This window comes from Vibrio maritimus (assembly GCF_021441885.1).
GTDB classification, from domain to species: domain Bacteria; phylum Pseudomonadota; class Gammaproteobacteria; order Enterobacterales; family Vibrionaceae; genus Vibrio; species Vibrio maritimus_B.
Genome location: NZ_CP090440.1, coordinates 358400 through 374417, shown reverse-complemented (window position 1 = coordinate 374417; position 16018 = coordinate 358400). Strand labels below are relative to the sequence as shown.

Below are 16018 nucleotides of genomic sequence, written 5' to 3'. Positions count from 1 at the left end.
TTCAGAAAGGCTTTGGCGGCTGCTTCATCTCGAGTTGGGCTCAGATAATAATCGATAGCGTCACCAAATTTATCAACGGCTCGATAGTAATAAAACCATTCGCCCTTAATTTTGATGTACGTCTCGTCCATCCGCCACGAGCTCGATACCGACTTCTTTTTACGTCTGACTTTATGCTCCAAAATCGGCGTGAATTTGATGACCTACCGGTTAATAGTCGCATGGTCAATGGTGATGCCACGCTCCTTCTGTATTTCTTCAATCTCGCGATAACTGAGCTTGTAAGCTAGGTAATAACGGATGGTTTCAAGAATAACTTCAGAGGGGAAGTGGCAACCTTTAAACATTAATATTCAGAGTGTTAAGTAGATATTGGGTAGATCTTAACCTAGAATGCCAAACTTTGCGACACAACCCTTTCATGTAATCAAACGCTGACTCGGTTTCACTGAATCTTAAGTTCATCAAGCGACCAGTTGCATCATCGATGAAGACCAATAGACAACATTTGTCGCTGCGTCCTTCAAACCAGCCATGGTGCGAGCCATCAATTTGAATGAGTTCGCCAAGGCAATCTCTGCGATAGCGATGTTGATAGACTTTTGGCTTGCGCTTAGAGTGTGGAGTCCATAGACCGTCAGCAATCATCCATTGACGGAGCGTCTCTTTAGACACCGTCAGGTTGTGATCCTCAGAGAGTTTTTCTAGCGCAAACGTTGGTGAGAAGTCGAAGTATTGCTCACGCACGATCCTTAATATTTCAGCTCGAAAACGATCATCGTAGCGATGGTTGCTTGGACGGCCTTTTAAAGTTGCTCAAACAGGACATTACTATATTGCTTTTACATGGAGTCTTCTTAACTTACAAATTATGTTCAATAACTCTAACGAAGTTCTCCCCATGACACGTCTTTGGTATAAAGATACGTGAGAGACTTAACCATTTGTTGTCCTTGAACATAAGACACTAATTGAGATAGGTCACCAAATACATTCCTTCTCATAAAATAATGTTCCACTTCCCCCCAAACTTTTCCCATAAATTCAATTGAGGGTTTAGATTCGAAAGGTTCCCCCATAGACTCATGAACATAATCTTTTGTCATTTCTGGCTTGAGAGGGCTAGGGAGGTCATTAGGGAAACGATAATTAGGCTTATCTTCATCAAGCAAAGTTAAAGATATACGCTGCAACGCCTTACTTTGTCTATCAAACGATAGCAGAACACCTTCTCTAATCATATCAAGAATAAGTTCATCATCACCGGAATGCCTAGGTTTAGGCTTTTGATTTGGTTTCAAAAGACCTGCATCAATAATTTCTTCTAGAGTACATCCCATCATGGAAATCATACGACCGACTTCAATCATTTATACCACCCTTTACTTTCATTTAAATAATGTATTTTTTCCCTAGCCAGCTCTAGGTCAGAATCACTAAATCCTTCTTCGAGCAGCCAAGGCTTAATTGCATTAATATTATTATCGACCGCAGCCCTTAAATCCCTTGAGTCTTGAGCTACTTGCTCTGCTGTATTTCGCCATCCATAAGTTTCACTGTACTTTCGATGTACTTTTGCCGGAACAATTAAGCTTGCGACTAAGTCCATTTGCTTTTTAATATCCGCATCATCGATAAAACCTAACTTATCCTTTAACCATATAGTCGCAGCTCGTTGAGAAGGCATATGGTCAGCATGTGTACCGTTTCTAGGTCGTCCTTTGAAGTTACCAAAATAATCCACCTCCAATAGTTTTACCGGAGGCTTGCTGTATACAATATATAGAGGAGGTAGCCCCGTTTCAGAGGGGAAGGTTAAGATGTAATCATTAAGATCAACATCACTTATCGGAGTAATATAGGTATTATCAAATTCTTCCCCTTGTTCCGTTTCTGGATGGATGTAGATGGTATGCGAGTCTAAACCAGGAATGGGGTTAACTAGAATTTTCGTCCCTGCAATCTCTTCTGCAACTGGCACCCATTCAAGCGTGACATCAGGCTCCAAGTTAACAACAAACTTATCACTCACTCGATGAACGGAGCGCTTCGGAATTTTGGTGGCATCAACGTGATAACCATGAATTCGCCCTTCATCATCAAAACCAAACCGGATGAGTGTTTCAACGCCTTTTCGGGTTTGTATATCTTCGTCGCCATACAACGTCCCATCCCCTAACTGAGCAGGTCGAAGTGCCAACAGAATACCAGCACGACCCACGACTTTCAGCCCAAATCCTGCCATATCAGCCAATGCGATACCAGTCATTTTTGTTAATGCCAATGTAGAAAGTCCACCGACTGTTGCCACTTCAGCTGAGCCAGCATAGACACTCACTTCACCAACAGAAGAAGCAGTTTCTCGGCTTTTCCCTACAGAAATATCACCAAAAGGCAACAGGGAAGATTTCGCGAAGACTTTTGAAATATGTGGCAAGTTGTCTTCTGGTGATGACCAAGATAGAGGTGAACTTAACGAGTTAGTAGGGTGAGACGTGGCTGGCGATGTACCATGAAAAGCGGCGGCTTGTGACCCTAAGTTGATATCTACACCTTGCCCAATATAGACGCCAGTCCCCATTGTAATGGAGCCAGATGTTTGAGTGCCAAGTCTCACTGAGTCACCACTCGAAAGCACAAAACAATTCCCACACCCGGTATCAACAGGATCGCCTTTCATTGCGATCAGTTTGTCCCCGATTTTAATATTTCGAGGACTCCCTTGTCGGATTGGACCCACGCCTCGGCAGCCATCTGCCCCACAGGGGCAAGTGGCTTCATCGCCCAAAACACTGACATTCAAACTATTAATTTTGACGCCAGCACTGCCCGTTAGAACTTTTCCGCCAGTGCTGGTTCGCGTTCCAACGGTGATTGCATTCCCTAACATGCTATTGTTCAACCTATAAAAACGTTATACTGGCTCGTATCATAAGCAACTAGTTTGTTATAAGCAATTTCAGAGGATAAACAACATGAAAGAGATAACCACCAAGTTAGATGAGTACGGCGCTGAAATTACCATTGATGAAGCAGGGACCACTATATATCGGTAAAAGCATTAATTTATGCAGCAGTTACTCTACCGAAAAAGGTATTGATGTTGGCAACATTCACTTTTCGTCCGATGGGAAGGGAAATATTTATATCACTCCTATGAAAGCAACCGTTAACGAATAGCTTGTAAAAACACACATCCGCCTAAATCAGTTCGGATACAGGGACTGGGTATTGCGTGCTGAATGATAAAAAATGTGGACCAATATTCAAAGAGAGCTAGGGTGGCATGAGGAGGTGCTGATCCACCAAGTGAGTAAATAACGGGATTGTTGCAACTAATCCCAGAGTGCAGAGTTCGCCATCATTGGCTTGGCGATTACTGGTAAATCACTTCTACATTGAATAGACGATTCATGAACGCGGATCTCTCCCGCACTAGAGTTTTACAATCATCATGACGCAATCAAAAATCAAACTGGCCTTTGTCCAACATCCGTAATGATTCAAATCCTTGAATGGTTGACCAAGCTCGCTTTCGGATTTTAAAACCGTCAGTGCCAACGACGAGCTTCTTGATGGGCGCGTGGTCGGATTCGATATCATTATTGAGATACTTCACTTGCCGCTGCTCGACATCCACTCGAAGTCGTCCTTCTTTCTTCAGACGAAGAATCGCATGGGTATAGGAAGAGTGCTTGTCTGTGTTTAATGTTTTAGGCTGCGCATCTGCATCATAGTATCTTAAGCATCGCTTCAGGAACTGATAAGCCGCGTCTTTATTACGTTTATGAGAGAAATAGAAGTCCAGGGTCTCGCCTTGCTTGTTGATAGCTCGATACAGATAATGCCATTTTCCTTTTACCTTAACGTAGGTCTCGTCGAGCTGCCACGAAGAGTCTGCTCGAATGAGCTGATCACGGCGCAGTTTCTTACGTAATGCAGGGGCATACTCAATGAACCAACGATAAATGGTTGAGCGATTGACCGAAATTCCTCGCTCCTGCAGCATGTCGCTGAGGTTGGCATCGTTCATTGTCGTTGAACCATACCAACGAAGGCACCAAAGAATGATTTCAGGGGCAAAGTGTTTCCATTTGAATTCAGGGTTAGTCATCGAACTCACCAATCATCACCACAGACGATGATAGTTTCAACCTTGAGCTGAGTTTTTGCAACAACCCCGTACTATGCATAAGAAACTGAGCCCGCAAGCTGTTCAAGAAGCAGGGAAACTGCTATTTCCAGAGCTTGGAAAAGAGCAAGCAGCATCATTACTCCTTCACTACTTTTTCACTAGAGAAAAAGCCGCTTTCCTTCTTGGTATTTCCCAAAAAGGGTACAAGAGCCATCTTTTTCGCGCTCAAAAGCACCTTAAAGATAAGTTAAAAACGGATGATATCGAACCATTCATTGTTGCGCGATTAGCGAAGATTGCCATCATTTTCAAACACATGTTTAAGTGAAAGATCGCGATTCGCCAGACAACTTTTGTTCAAAAGTATGATCTATGCACACCCCTTAATATACACTTGTTAATGAAATGAAAGCAGTTTGATAATAACTTAGTTATGCGCCTCAACTCTGTAAAACTATTGGAGATAGCATGAATAAAGGTACGCTCAATGCAATCCGCCGTGAGTTAGGTATCGATGTAAAAGTTCGAGATAAAAGCAAATACATGGATGAATCCATTAAGAAGCGAGCAAAACATTGGTATCAACGACTTCCAACTCAGCTTAAGCAAGGTATGGCGGTTCAACGTCCGAAAAAACCACATTCAATGAGATGACCGCTAACAAGACATTGATGGTGGTATACTTCCGTTATCTGTAAGTTACAGGAGAGTGCCAAGGATGAGTAAGAAGAAATCAAAGCGTAAACATCGAGCAAACTGCGATAACGACTTGTATTTTCCGTTTAATAATCAAAAAGAGATGAAAGATGACTTTGAGTATTGTTATACCTTGCTTTTAGGGCACAACTTACTCTCAATGTCAGCAGATGTCGAATTAGTCTGGGAAGAGCTACAACGATACCTGATTAAAAAATACAATGATGAAATTGAAGCAGAGCTCAGGTTTGATTCAATCACACATATCCTCACTCAAATGGCAGACAAATCACCAATAGACTATGAAAACACCGACATCGATACACGACGGTCTATTTAAATCATTCTTAACGGTCCTAGAGACAGCGAAGGATTTTCTGGAGGCGCATTTCGCACATCAAAGCACGGTGTGATTTAAACACATTAGAGCTGCAATCGGGTTCGTTTTTAGAAGACGATTTATGGGGTTACTATTCGGATGTGCTGTACGCGATGAAAACAGAAGATGGCATCGGATATGTGTATTCGCTCATTGAGCACCAAAGCCGCCCAGATAAGCATATGGCGTTCCGGTTGACAAGGTACGCGATAGCGGCGATGCAACAACACCTAGATGCAGGACATGAGCATTTGCCTTTGGTGGTGCCACTGCTGTTTTATCATGGTAAAAAGTCTCCGTATCCATATAGTACCAATTGGTTGGATGAATTTATTAATCCAGAGCTCGCAAAAGCGCTATACAGTGAGCCTTACTCATTGGTGGACATCACGGTCATCAGTGATGATGATATCATGCAACATAAACGAGTGGTGCTGTTGGAGGTGGTACAGAAACATATCCGTCAACGCGACCTATTGGAAATTTTGGACAGTGTGAGTAAACTGCTGTTAGAGCACAGTCCAACGGTGAAGCAGTTAGACAGCTTAATCGAGTATTTGGTAAGAGCAGGGGAGACATCGAGTTTATCGACATTCTTGTTTAGGCTTACAGAGCGAGTCCCCGCCCATGAGGAAAAGATAATGACGGTAGCAGAGCAATTAGAAGCACGTGGCCGGGAGCAAGGCTTGAAGTTAGGTCGTCAAGAAGGTGAAAAATTGGGTCTCCAAAAAGGTCTCGAAAAGGTGCAACTCGACATCGCTAAGAAAATGCTTTTAGCAGGAGCAGATATTCAGTTCGTCTTAGAAATCACAGGGTTATCGAAAGACGAACTGTCAAAACTTGCCAACTAATACCATCACGTTAGAAGCCTCAGTGTATAACGATATCGCGACGGCTTCTAAACACATTTACAATGTGGCCCCCGAAAAAAACCTACCTTTAAAACTACTCAAATATCGATCAAAGAAGATCGATTCAATCTGACTATTTAGTGACCGTGTAATTAGTAATTCCATGAGTCGCTGTGCGACGAATACCGGAAAGCACGAGCGTAGCGAGTAAGAGCGTAACTTGTCTCCATCACGAACTCTTTTAGGGTCAATAACACATCAGGCATGAATTTTGCCCTTCCTCCTGCTAGACCTGCGTAGCGGCAATTGTGGTTAATGAGGGGGCTAAATTGATCGAATCAACAGGGTGATAGGTGAGTCGGGTTCGTTAACGGAAAAACAATTAGTTTGCTGGTTTAGGCAGAGGCCTTCCTCGTTGAAGGTTGTAGCAAATCACCCAAAAATTCATTTTCTTCGGTTTACCAGGTCGAGCATCGAGAGGATAAGCACTTTCGACGTGGAATCGTATTTTCCCGTTCTTCTTCCATACGCGATAAACAACTTGATAATTAATCGTGTTGCCTTCGTCGTCTTCGAACTGGCAGTTGCAGTACCGCCCGTAACCCCCATGGTAACAAAACTGTTCATGAATGGTTTCCAAGATCTGTGGCAAGTGTCTCGATAGGCTGCATCGGTTCCTATCAAAAACACGCATATCAGACGGATAGGGGTACATAGCCTTAGCACCAACAACTTCGTTTTTTTTAGGCTTCTGGTGAATACGTGATGAGATATAGTGAAAAAGAGAGTATAGCTTTCAGCCCTTGTGGGATGGATGAAGGTTTGTTTTCTAGCATTCAGATGAGAAAGGTCGTAAGTCACACCGTCGAGTGTGAATGATTTCCATTCCTGAACTTCGCGGTCAGGTAGGTTAAATAATTGCTTTGCCATCTATGTATCTGAACTTTCCTTACTCCAGAAATAACAAAGGCTCCATCTAGGGAGCCTCGTGGTTCTTTCGAACCAATCAGAACGTCATCACCGGGCACTGCCTCGACCACACGGGTTACGCGATGTCATGATATCGACCTAGAAGCCAATACATGTCTGCTGCATCGTATGACTTTAGTTTATGAGACTATATTACATAACATCCAATAGATTTTACCTATTAATTTTTACAGAACTTACGTGACTTTTTTATGTATATTGGGGATTGTTGCAACTAATCTCAGAGTGCAGAGTTCGCCATCATTGGCTTGGCGATTACTGGTAAATCACTTCTACATTGAATAGACGATTTATGAACGCGGATCTCTCCCGCACTAGAGTTTTACGATCATCATGACGCAACCAAAAATCAAACTGGCCTTTGTCCAACATCCGTAATGATTCAAATCCTTGAATGGTTGACCAAGCTCGCTTTCGGATTTTAAAACCGCCAGTGCCAACGACGAGCTTCTTGATGGGCGTGTGGTCGGATTCGATATCATTATTGAGATACTTCACTTGCCGCTGCTCGACATCCACTCGAAGTCGTCCTTCTTTCTTCAGACGAAGAATCGCATAGGCATAGGGGAAGCGTGCTTGTCTGTGTTTAATGTTTTAGGCTGCGCATCTGCATCATAGCATCTTAAGCATCGCTTCAGGAACTGATAAGCCGCGTCTTTATTACGTTTATGAGAAAAAAAGAAGTCCAGGGTCTCGCCTTGCTTGTTGATAGCTCGATACAGATAATGCCATTTTCCTTTTACCTTAACGTAGGTCTCGTCGAGCTGCCACGAAGAGTCTGCTCGAATGAGCTGATAACGGCGCAGTTTCTTACGTAATGCAGGGGCATACTCAATGAACCAACGATAAATGGTTGAGCGATTGACCGAAATTCCTCGCTCCTGCAGCATGTCGCTGAGGTTGGCATAGCTCATTGTCGTTGAACCATACCAACGAAGGCACCAAAGAATGATTTCAAGGGCAAAGTGTTTCCATTTGAACTCAGGGTTGGTCATCGAACTCACCAATCATCACCACAGACGATGATAGATTCAACCTTGAGCTGAGTTTTTGCAACAACCCCCCGTGAAGCATCAAAGGGTTAAAGCCCGTTAAGCAAGAAAGAAACGGAAGGCTAATTATCTTCCGTTTTTTATTGTAGCAGGATGTTTACCGCCAGATTGCGAAGCTGTAACAAATCTCTACTAACTGATTTATTCATCACATACACTTTTCTTGTTGTGTTACTTGAGCTTTTAGCTGTCATTAAAGTGTAAAATCGTGATATTCAGCCACGCTTTTGATTTTTGTGAGCAAAAAAACATCAAATGTGCGGTTTTTTGCTTACAAACTGGTTGCATATTAAGCGCTAACGTTGATAGAGTCCCGATATTGTTTCAATGTTTGTCGTTTCATTTCGTGTGGTGGTAGAGTACTTTGAAGGTTTTTATTTTATCTATCTGTGCCAGCATTTCATTTGGTGGGGTAGCTCAACCTATTGATTCTTCTCTAGAGCCCGAGAAAGCATTTGAAATTGGCGAGCAGCTTCACCGACAATTCAAAGATAAGCAGGCGATAAAGTATTTAAAGTTCTCGGCAGATAATGGCAGTGCTTCAGGGGCTTATCTATACGGAACGCTTCGTCAACCTTTAATGTCAACAGCTCGCAAAAAAGATGAGTCTTATTCTTTTATCAAAAAATCAGCAGACGATGGGTATTTCCCAGCGCTAAAGTGGTTATATCGCTATGACGTAGACTCCCCTCAATATCATGATTGGCGGCACCGTTACTATAATGCCATTATTGATATGGGGAAGTCTGAGCCTGAAAAAGCCTTTTATTTATTAGCAGACTATTATCGAGATTCCAACAAGGATCGTTATGAATTTTATCTTTCTGAGGCGGTGAAACGTCAATACCCAAGGGCATTAATTGAGCAGGCACAGCGATTAGGCTCAGGGGGAGGTGGCTACATTGTATCCAGCCTCAAGCAAGAACGTGTCGCAAACCTCTATTTACAAGCAGCAGAAACAAAAAACATTCCCGCAATGAGAGCTTATATTGATTGGCTTGAAAGTCATCAGAATTTTACCAATGCCTTTCATTGGCGAATAAAGGCATTACACGCAGGGGATATATTATCTCTTGCTGAGCTTGGCCTCATGTATTCTCAACCAAAACTCAATTACGCATTTATTGGTGTGGATTATTCAACATCTAGCTTGTTATTAAATAAATACATTAATGAAGCTGGGGATGAACGCTTTAAAGGGCTTTATAAAAAAGTACAAATAGCGCTGAATCATAATGGTAAGGCTTGTTTAAATGACCCCATACAGTGCAAAGAACCAAAGGATGAAATTAAGAGAGCAATGGATAAAACGTTTTTGTATTAAGAACTATGCTCTTCGAATCATGAAAGCATAGCAATTCGTATCAGGAGAACAATGTGTCAAAAGAAGGCAGTGTCGCGCCGAAAGAGCGCATTAATATTAAATACATTCCTAAAAATGGGGATGCACAATCTGAGGTTGAATTGCCTCTCAAAACATTGGTAGTTGGCGATTTTAAAGGCCACTCAATGGACACTCCGTTGGAAGAGCGTGAAAGTGTGCCGGTCGATAAAAATAACTTTACTTCAGTGATGAGAGAGAGCGAGTTGGCGTTATCTTTTTCTGTGAATAACCAATTGATAGAAGAAAAAGATGCCGATCTCCCTATTCACTTGTCGTTTGAACAGCTTTCTGATTTTGAGCCTGATGCGGTAGCAAAACAGGTACCGGAGCTCAATAAATTGGTTGAGCTGCGTGAGGCTTTGGTGGCTCTAAAAGGTCCTCTCGGGAATATTCCAGCATTTCGAGAGCGCCTTCAAGCGTTGCTGACTTCGGATGAGTCACGTGAAAAGCTTTTAAAAGAATTGGAATTGGTTAATCCATCAGATGAGCCTAAAGCATAAGGCAAGATCAGGAATGAACATGGTTACGCAACAAGAGAACGTATTAGATACTGCCACACCTATGGCAGAAGGCAGTTTGCTTGATGAGATAATGGCGCAAACTAAAATGGTGCCAGAAGAAGAAGGGTATGACGTCGCTAAAAAAGGGGTTGCTGCTTTTCTCGAAAACCTGCTTGGTCAAGGGCACTCGCAAAATAACGTGAATAAGCAGTTGGTTGATCAAATGCTGCTTGAAGTCGATAAAAAAATCAGTAAGCAGATGGATGAGATCCTGCATCATGCGTCTTTTCAAGCGATGGAGTCATCATGGCGAGGTTTGAAACTGCTGATTGATCGCACGGATTTTAAAGAAAATAACAAAGTTGAACTGTTGCATGCGACTAAAGAAGAGCTGCTTGATGATTTTGATTTTGCACCAGAGCTCTCTCAATCCGGTTTCTATAAGCATGTTTATTCTTCTGGTTATGGACAATTTGGTGGTGAACCAACAGGAGCCATTATAGGTAACTTCGCATTGACACCGTCGACGCCAGATATGCGTTTGCTTCAGTATATGGCTTCCGTTGGCTCGATGTCTCATGCGCCTTTCATTTCAAGTGTCGCTCCAGAGTTTTTTGGTATAGACTCTTTTGAGGCGTTGCCAAACATTAAGGATTTAAAAGCCACATTTGAAAGTCCAAAATACACCAAATGGCACGCTCTAAGAGAATCCGAAGATGCACGCTATCTTGGTTTAACGGCACCTCGTTTTTTGCTCAGAACACCTTACGACCCCGTTGAAAACCCAGTTAAATCATTCCAGTATACAGAGAATGTGTCAGCGTCTCATGAAGACTATTTGTGGGGGAATACGGCTTTTGCTTTTGCTACTCGCTTAACCGATAGTTTCGCAAAATACCGTTGGTGCCCAAACATCATTGGCCCTCAAAGTGGTGGGGCGATTGAAGACTTGCCAACGCATATCTTTGAGTCTATGGGAGCACTACAAAGTAAAATTCCAACAGAAGTTCTTATCACTGATCGCAAAGAATTTGAACTTGCTGAAGAAGGTTTTATTGCATTGACTATGCGCAAAGGCAGCGATAACGCTTCATTCTTTTCTGCGAACTCTGTTCAAAAACCTAAGATCTTTCCAAATACAATCTTTCCAAATACAAAAGAAGGGAAAGAAGCGGAGATGAATCATAAGTTAGGGACTCAGTTACCTTATATGATGATCATTAATCGTCTCGCGCATTATGTAAAAGTCCTTCAACGTGAACAAATTGGAGCATGGAAAGAACGTCAGGACTTAGAGAGAGAGCTTAACGGTTGGGTCAAGCAGTATGTGGCTGATCAAGAAAACCCGCCGGCAGAGGTTCGAAGCCGACGTCCATTACGAGCTGCTAAAATAGAAGTGTTGGATGTGGAAGGTAATCCAGGCTGGTACCAAGTTGGTATTTCTGTGCGTCCACACTTCAAGTATATGGGCGCTAATTTTGAGTTGTCATTGGTTGGACGTCTGGATCAAGCATAATGAATGGTTACATTGCCCCTGAAGAGCAGGTGTTCGGCGTTGCATTTCTTGATCGTTTAGACGCAGGCATTGAATCGACCGCCTTTCAAGGCAACGTAAGCCTAGGGCAGGTTGTATTATCGATCAAAGATAATCTGATGAATGTCCTAAATACAAGAGAGGGGAGTGCGCAAAGCGCTCCTTTACTCGGACTGGTTGATTTTAATGACGCGGGCTTAGATTGTTTAGATCTCGCTATGCGCATAAAGCAAAGTATTCAAACGTGTATTAAGCGATTTGAGCCACGACTTTCTGCTGTTTCGGTATCGAGCATGGCAACCAACGACAATCCTCTCGATTTGATCTTTACCATTGAAGCTCAACTCAACTCTGAAGCATTACATGACAGTGTTCGGTTTCAGATTTTGTTAGATAAAAATCAGCAATATCGAGTGCTCTAACTATCATGACACAAGATCATTACTTTAGAGAAGAACTGGCCTACTTGCGTGAGCAAGGAAAGGTGTTTTCTGAAACCTACCCCCAGTTGTCCCGTTTTTTGCAGTCTCGCTCTTATGATCCTGATATAGAGCGTTTGCTTGAGGGGTTCGCGTTTTTAACGGCGCGTTTGCGTGCTAAAGCCGATGATGAGTTTCCAGAGCTCACGCATTCTATTTTGAATATGCTGTGGCCTAACTATTTAAGGCCAGTACCTAGTTGCACTGTTATCGCATTAACACCTGAAAATGATTTAAATGGCGCGCATAGAGTAAAAAAAGGGGCGCAATTTGATAGTAAGAAAGTAGAGCTCACTACCTGTCACTTTTCATCTTGCCGGGATGTGATGCTCTACCCTATTGTGTGTGAACGCGTTTTTTGCGAGCACACGCGAGAAGCTTCAATAGTGAGTGTGTCTTTAAAGAATGTGGGTAAAACGCCTTTAACGGCGCTGAATATAGATGCATTGCGTTTTTATCTGGGGGGAGATAAATCTAGCTCTCAGATGCTGTATTTGTGGTTGAATCATTATCTAGAGCACATATCGATAACTATCAATGACATGCAATTCTGGTTACCAAAACAGGTCCTTTCTCGAGTGGGCTTTAACAAAGATGATGCCTTGTTACCCTATCCACAGAATGTGTCGGATGGGTATCGGTTGTTACAAGAGTATTTAACTTTTCCAGAAGCCTTCCACTTTTTTGATGTCAATGATATTGCTCAGGCTCTACCTGCCAATGATGCTTTGCATTTTGAGTTGCACTTCCACTTTAACAAGACACTTCCGTCTGATGTCGTCGTCAGCGAAGAGCAGTTTCAATTACATTGTGTACCGGCTATAAACCTTTTTGCTCATGATGCTGATCCGATCGCATTGACGGGTAAGCAAACGGAATATCTTGTGACACCGTCAAGTCGTCATCCTTCTCACTATGAGGTGTTTAGTATTGACAGTGTTATGGGGTGGCAAGATAAGACTCAACACAACAAAAAAGTGAGGGGTAAACCTCGTCAATATGCTGCTTTTGAAAGTTTCTATCATGAAATTGAGCGAGTACGTGAGCGTCAGTCTTTGTATTACCGCTCACGTGTTAAAAGCAGTCTTCGAGGAGATGGCTTTGATACCTTTATCTCCTTTGTTCGCAGTGATGAAACAACAGCGTTCGAAGCTGATGAAGCGGTGTCTCTTTCACTGATGTGTTCTAATCGTCAGTTACCTTTAGCTCTTGGCATCGGTGATATATCTAAACCGACACAGACTTCCCCCTCTTTTGCCACTTTTCGAAACATTATGGCACCAACACAGTCTTTACGGCCGGTATTAGATGGCAGTTTGTTGTGGACGTTAATCTCTAACATGTCATTGAATTATCTTTCTTTGTTATCGGCCGATGCCTTAAAAAGCGTTTTGTGCGCTTACGACTTTAAAGCGCTCGTTGACAGACAAGCAGAGCGAGTGGCTAAAAAAAGAATGAGCGGCATTGTGGGAATTGAAACTCAGCCAGTGGACCGCCTCGTACATGGATATCCTGTACGAGGATTACAGTCTGTATTGACGCTTGATCCGCAAGGGTTCGCTTCTGAGGGCGATTTATACTTGTTTGGCACAATACTAAGTCACTTCTTTTCATTGTATGCCAGTATTAATTCTTTTCATGAGTTGACGGTGATAAATGAACAAAATCAAGAGGAATACTCGTGGGACATGTTGATAGGGACACAACCGTTGATCTAATGAAACCGGTTAATGAGTCGATTGTATCAAGCCCACGTGAATATCCACAAGACGCTCATGCTTACCAGTTTTTTCAGTTAATCGAATTAGTAAAGCGCATCGACAGGGAAGGTGATATGCCTTCTCATCGGTGGCTGTTTTCTGCAAATCCTAGTTTAGGTTTTGCGGCTTCTGATGTGGCGGCTTTAAGACCACTTACGCACGATCGCTGGGAGATGAGCACGCGATTTCTCGGTTTATCAGGAGCTCAATCGCCTTTACCAAGCTTTATGTTAGAGCGTTTGGTGACGGAATCAGAAGAAGGCATCAAGCGACCTTTCTTTGATTTTTTCAATCATCGAGTGCTTGAGCTGTTTTCTGAGTTATGGCGCAAATATCGCTATTACTTACGATTTGAACCCGATGCGATGGATGCGATGTCAAATCAGTTTTTCGCACTGGTTGGACTTGGCGATGCAAATCTGAGAACCCAGACGCCCATTAACTGGTGCAAGATGCTTTCGTATGCAGGAACGCTAGCGGGGCGTAGTCGTTCGCCTCAAGTGGTTGCAGGGATCATCGCACATTGTTTCGACTTAGAGCGTGTCCATATTCGCCAATGGGAAAAACGATGGGTACCTATTGTGGATGGACAACGGTGTGGGCTCGGAACAAAAAATATCTCTCTTGGGGAAAACAGTGTTATTGGGGATGTGGCAGTAGATGTCCGTGGTAAGTTTACCATTTGTATTCACGGTTTGAGTTCGTCGAGATTTGAAGACTTCTTGCCCTCTGGAAAAGAGTTTTTACCACTTTGTACATTAGTGGAGTTCATATTACGTGAGCAATTAGCTTACGACCTGGAGCTGCACTTAGAGCAACCGGAATCCATGCAAGTGAGCTTGATGTCTGGGCATGACGTCAAATTGGGGTGGAGTTCCTTTTTAGGTAAACCACAGGAAGACAAACACATTCTGATCCAAGTGAGGCAATAATGTATCAAATTAATGAGTTGGCGTTGTCCGTTACCAATGTAGCAGCACTGGCTTCTGGATGCGTGGCACAGATTATGTGCAAAGACACTTTGCTTATTGGCTCTGCCACATCAGCACAGTGGCACTTGGATGATTCTAATCACCAAGTTCAAGCGAAACACTGTGAGATACAACGAGTAGACGGAGTGTTTTGCATTATTGACCTATGTGCGGGGACTTATGTTAACGGTGCAACATCACCATTAGGTATAGGGCAAAGAGCAAAATTGAACGTCGGTGATGAGTTTTGTATTGGCTCATTACATCTTAGCGTCGCTCTTGAGCATAGTGCACAAGAGCGCTTAGAAAATATTGATACGTTGCTTGATGCCTCTCTCTCGTCTCATCAAAGCGAGCCGCTCATCGTGCAACAAGCGCCTATCCCTGATCCGCTGATCGAATTGGATGCGCTGTTTGCTAAGTCGCAAAAGACAAACAATGTTACCGATGATTTATTAAGCGATGTCTCTTCATCAGTGAAAAAAGAAGACCGCTTATCTTTTACGCCACAGTCCGACAGTGAATTTGAGTTGTCATCATCGATGACCCTGAAAAAGCATCGAACGGATTTTAATTTACACTCAGACGCCCATTCTGATGGGGATGTTAATACTCAATGGGAGAAGCTCATGGAACCATTACAACCAGAAACCGGAGATCGACGTTTAGATATGACGTTGCCGCAAGGAGATGAACACTTATTGGCAAGTCCAATGATGTCAGGGCTTGGTGTTCCTCTTTCTGGGAAACAGAACGTGACGCAGTGGCATGAGCTTGCCCATGATATTGGCGAATCTTTACAGGCATGTATTAAAGGTGTGCTAGCCATTCATGAACAAGTGAAAGGCGATCGATTTGGTACATTAAATCGAAATCTACAACCAATCGAAGATAATCCTCTTCGTCTTGGGCTTTCTTATCAAGAAACGATACAAACATTATTTGATGACAGCCACAGTTCGGTTCACCTTTCTCCGCCTGCTGCAATCAGTGAGAGTCTCAAACAGGTAAGAAATCATCATGATGCTATGTTGCATGCGACATCGGTTGCGCTTGAGCAAATTTTAGTGGCCTTTTCTCCAGAAGTCTTGCTCCGCCGTTTTAGCCAGTATCGCAGAGCGACCGAACCCCATTCACAAGAGACAGGCAGTTGGGCGTGGCAGATGTATAACGACTACTACCAAGAATTAACATCATTTCGTCAGCAGGGTTTTGAAAAATTGTACTGGGAAATTTTTGAACAAGCTTACGACCAAAAAATTCGTGAGATGCAACGGGAGTGCTAAT

General features: G+C 42.9%; 14 protein-coding genes and 5 pseudogenes. 11 read left to right on the top strand and 8 right to left on the bottom strand.

The features are described 5' to 3' along the window. Positions 1-14: 14 nt before the first annotated feature. From LY387_RS27360 to LY387_RS27145, 6 genes and pseudogenes are all read right to left on the bottom strand, one after another. Positions 15-131, bottom strand: a pseudogene (locus LY387_RS27360) (DDE-type integrase/transposase/recombinase); the annotation flags it as partial. 72 nt (positions 132-203) lie between these two features. Beyond that, positions 204-347: a hypothetical protein gene (locus LY387_RS27165; protein ID WP_234498040.1), complete on the bottom strand. Its 144-nt coding sequence runs from the start codon at positions 345-347 to the stop codon at positions 204-206. 73 nt (positions 348-420) lie between these two features. Continuing rightward, positions 421-807 (bottom strand): annotated as a pseudogene (locus LY387_RS27160) (transposase); the annotation flags it as partial. Positions 808-884: 77 nt separating this feature from the next. Then, positions 885-1370: a DUF6392 family protein gene (locus tag LY387_RS27155; protein WP_234498039.1), complete on the bottom strand. Its 486-nt coding sequence runs from the start codon at positions 1368-1370 to the stop codon at positions 885-887. After that, positions 1367-2890: an S-type pyocin domain-containing protein gene (locus LY387_RS27150; RefSeq protein WP_234498038.1), complete on the bottom strand. Its 1524-nt coding sequence runs from the start codon at positions 2888-2890 to the stop codon at positions 1367-1369. The genes LY387_RS27155 and LY387_RS27150 overlap by 4 nt, the downstream gene beginning before the upstream one ends. A 486-nt stretch (positions 2891-3376) precedes the next feature. After that, a pseudogene (locus tag LY387_RS27145) lies at positions 3377-4114 on the bottom strand (IS6 family transposase). A gap of 73 nt (positions 4115-4187) precedes the next feature. On the opposite strand from LY387_RS27145, the gene LY387_RS27140 reads away from it, so the two are divergent. The 4 genes and pseudogenes from LY387_RS27140 (at position 4188) to LY387_RS27125 (ending at position 6061) form a co-directional block, all read left to right on the top strand. Next, complete coding sequence (locus LY387_RS27140; protein ID WP_234498037.1) at positions 4188-4463, top strand: hypothetical protein; 276 nt, start codon at positions 4188-4190, stop codon at positions 4461-4463. A 140-nt stretch (positions 4464-4603) separates the two neighbouring features. After that, complete coding sequence (locus tag LY387_RS27135) at positions 4604-4789, top strand: hypothetical protein (RefSeq protein WP_234498036.1); 186 nt, start codon at positions 4604-4606, stop codon at positions 4787-4789. A gap of 64 nt (positions 4790-4853) precedes the next feature. After that, positions 4854-5171 (top strand): hypothetical protein, encoded by a 318-nt coding sequence (locus tag LY387_RS27130; protein ID WP_234498035.1) that lies wholly within the window; start codon positions 4854-4856, stop codon positions 5169-5171. Then, positions 5134-6061, top strand: a pseudogene (locus LY387_RS27125) (Rpn family recombination-promoting nuclease/putative transposase). Before LY387_RS27130 ends, LY387_RS27125 begins: the two are co-directional and overlap by 38 nt. 444 nt (positions 6062-6505) lie before the next feature. Here LY387_RS27125 and LY387_RS27120 read toward each other — a convergent pair. Then, positions 6506-6688 (bottom strand): hypothetical protein, encoded by a 183-nt coding sequence (locus LY387_RS27120; protein ID WP_234498034.1) that lies wholly within the window; start codon positions 6686-6688, stop codon positions 6506-6508. 618 nt (positions 6689-7306) lie between these two features. Further along, positions 7307-8046 (bottom strand): annotated as a pseudogene (locus LY387_RS27115) (IS6 family transposase). Positions 8047-8467: 421 nt separating this feature from the next. On the opposite strand from LY387_RS27115, the gene LY387_RS27110 reads away from it, so the two are divergent. The 7 genes from LY387_RS27110 to tagH are packed head-to-tail and all read left to right on the top strand — an operon-like array spanning position 8468 to position 16017. Continuing rightward, the gene (locus LY387_RS27110; RefSeq protein ID WP_234498033.1) at positions 8468-9427 is read left to right on the top strand and encodes a hypothetical protein; all 960 of its coding nucleotides are present in this window, start codon (positions 8468-8470) and stop codon (positions 9425-9427) included. 53 nt (positions 9428-9480) lie between these two features. Then, positions 9481-9987, top strand: coding sequence for a type VI secretion system contractile sheath small subunit (tssB, locus tag LY387_RS27105; RefSeq protein ID WP_234498032.1), 507 nt, complete (start codon positions 9481-9483; stop codon positions 9985-9987). A gap of 19 nt (positions 9988-10006) precedes the next feature. After that, the gene (tssC, locus tag LY387_RS27100) at positions 10007-11503 is read left to right on the top strand and encodes a type VI secretion system contractile sheath large subunit (RefSeq protein ID WP_234498031.1); all 1497 of its coding nucleotides are present in this window, start codon (positions 10007-10009) and stop codon (positions 11501-11503) included. Further along, positions 11503-11943 (top strand): type VI secretion system baseplate subunit TssE, encoded by a 441-nt coding sequence (gene tssE, locus LY387_RS27095; protein WP_234498030.1) that lies wholly within the window; start codon positions 11503-11505, stop codon positions 11941-11943. The genes tssC and tssE overlap by 1 nt, the downstream gene beginning before the upstream one ends. A gap of 5 nt (positions 11944-11948) precedes the next feature. Next, entirely contained in the window at positions 11949-13718 is a 1770-nt protein-coding gene (gene tssF / locus LY387_RS27090) for a type VI secretion system baseplate subunit TssF (RefSeq protein WP_234498029.1), read from the top strand. Next, on the top strand, positions 13682-14692 hold the full coding sequence (gene tssG / locus LY387_RS27085; protein WP_419153489.1) for a type VI secretion system baseplate subunit TssG: 1011 nt from the start codon (positions 13682-13684) through the stop codon (positions 14690-14692). Before tssF ends, tssG begins: the two co-directional genes overlap by 37 nt. Further along, entirely contained in the window at positions 14692-16017 is a 1326-nt protein-coding gene (gene tagH / locus LY387_RS27080) for a type VI secretion system-associated FHA domain protein TagH (RefSeq protein ID WP_234498027.1), read from the top strand. The genes tssG and tagH overlap by 1 nt, the downstream gene beginning before the upstream one ends. Position 16018 lies beyond the last annotated feature (1 nt).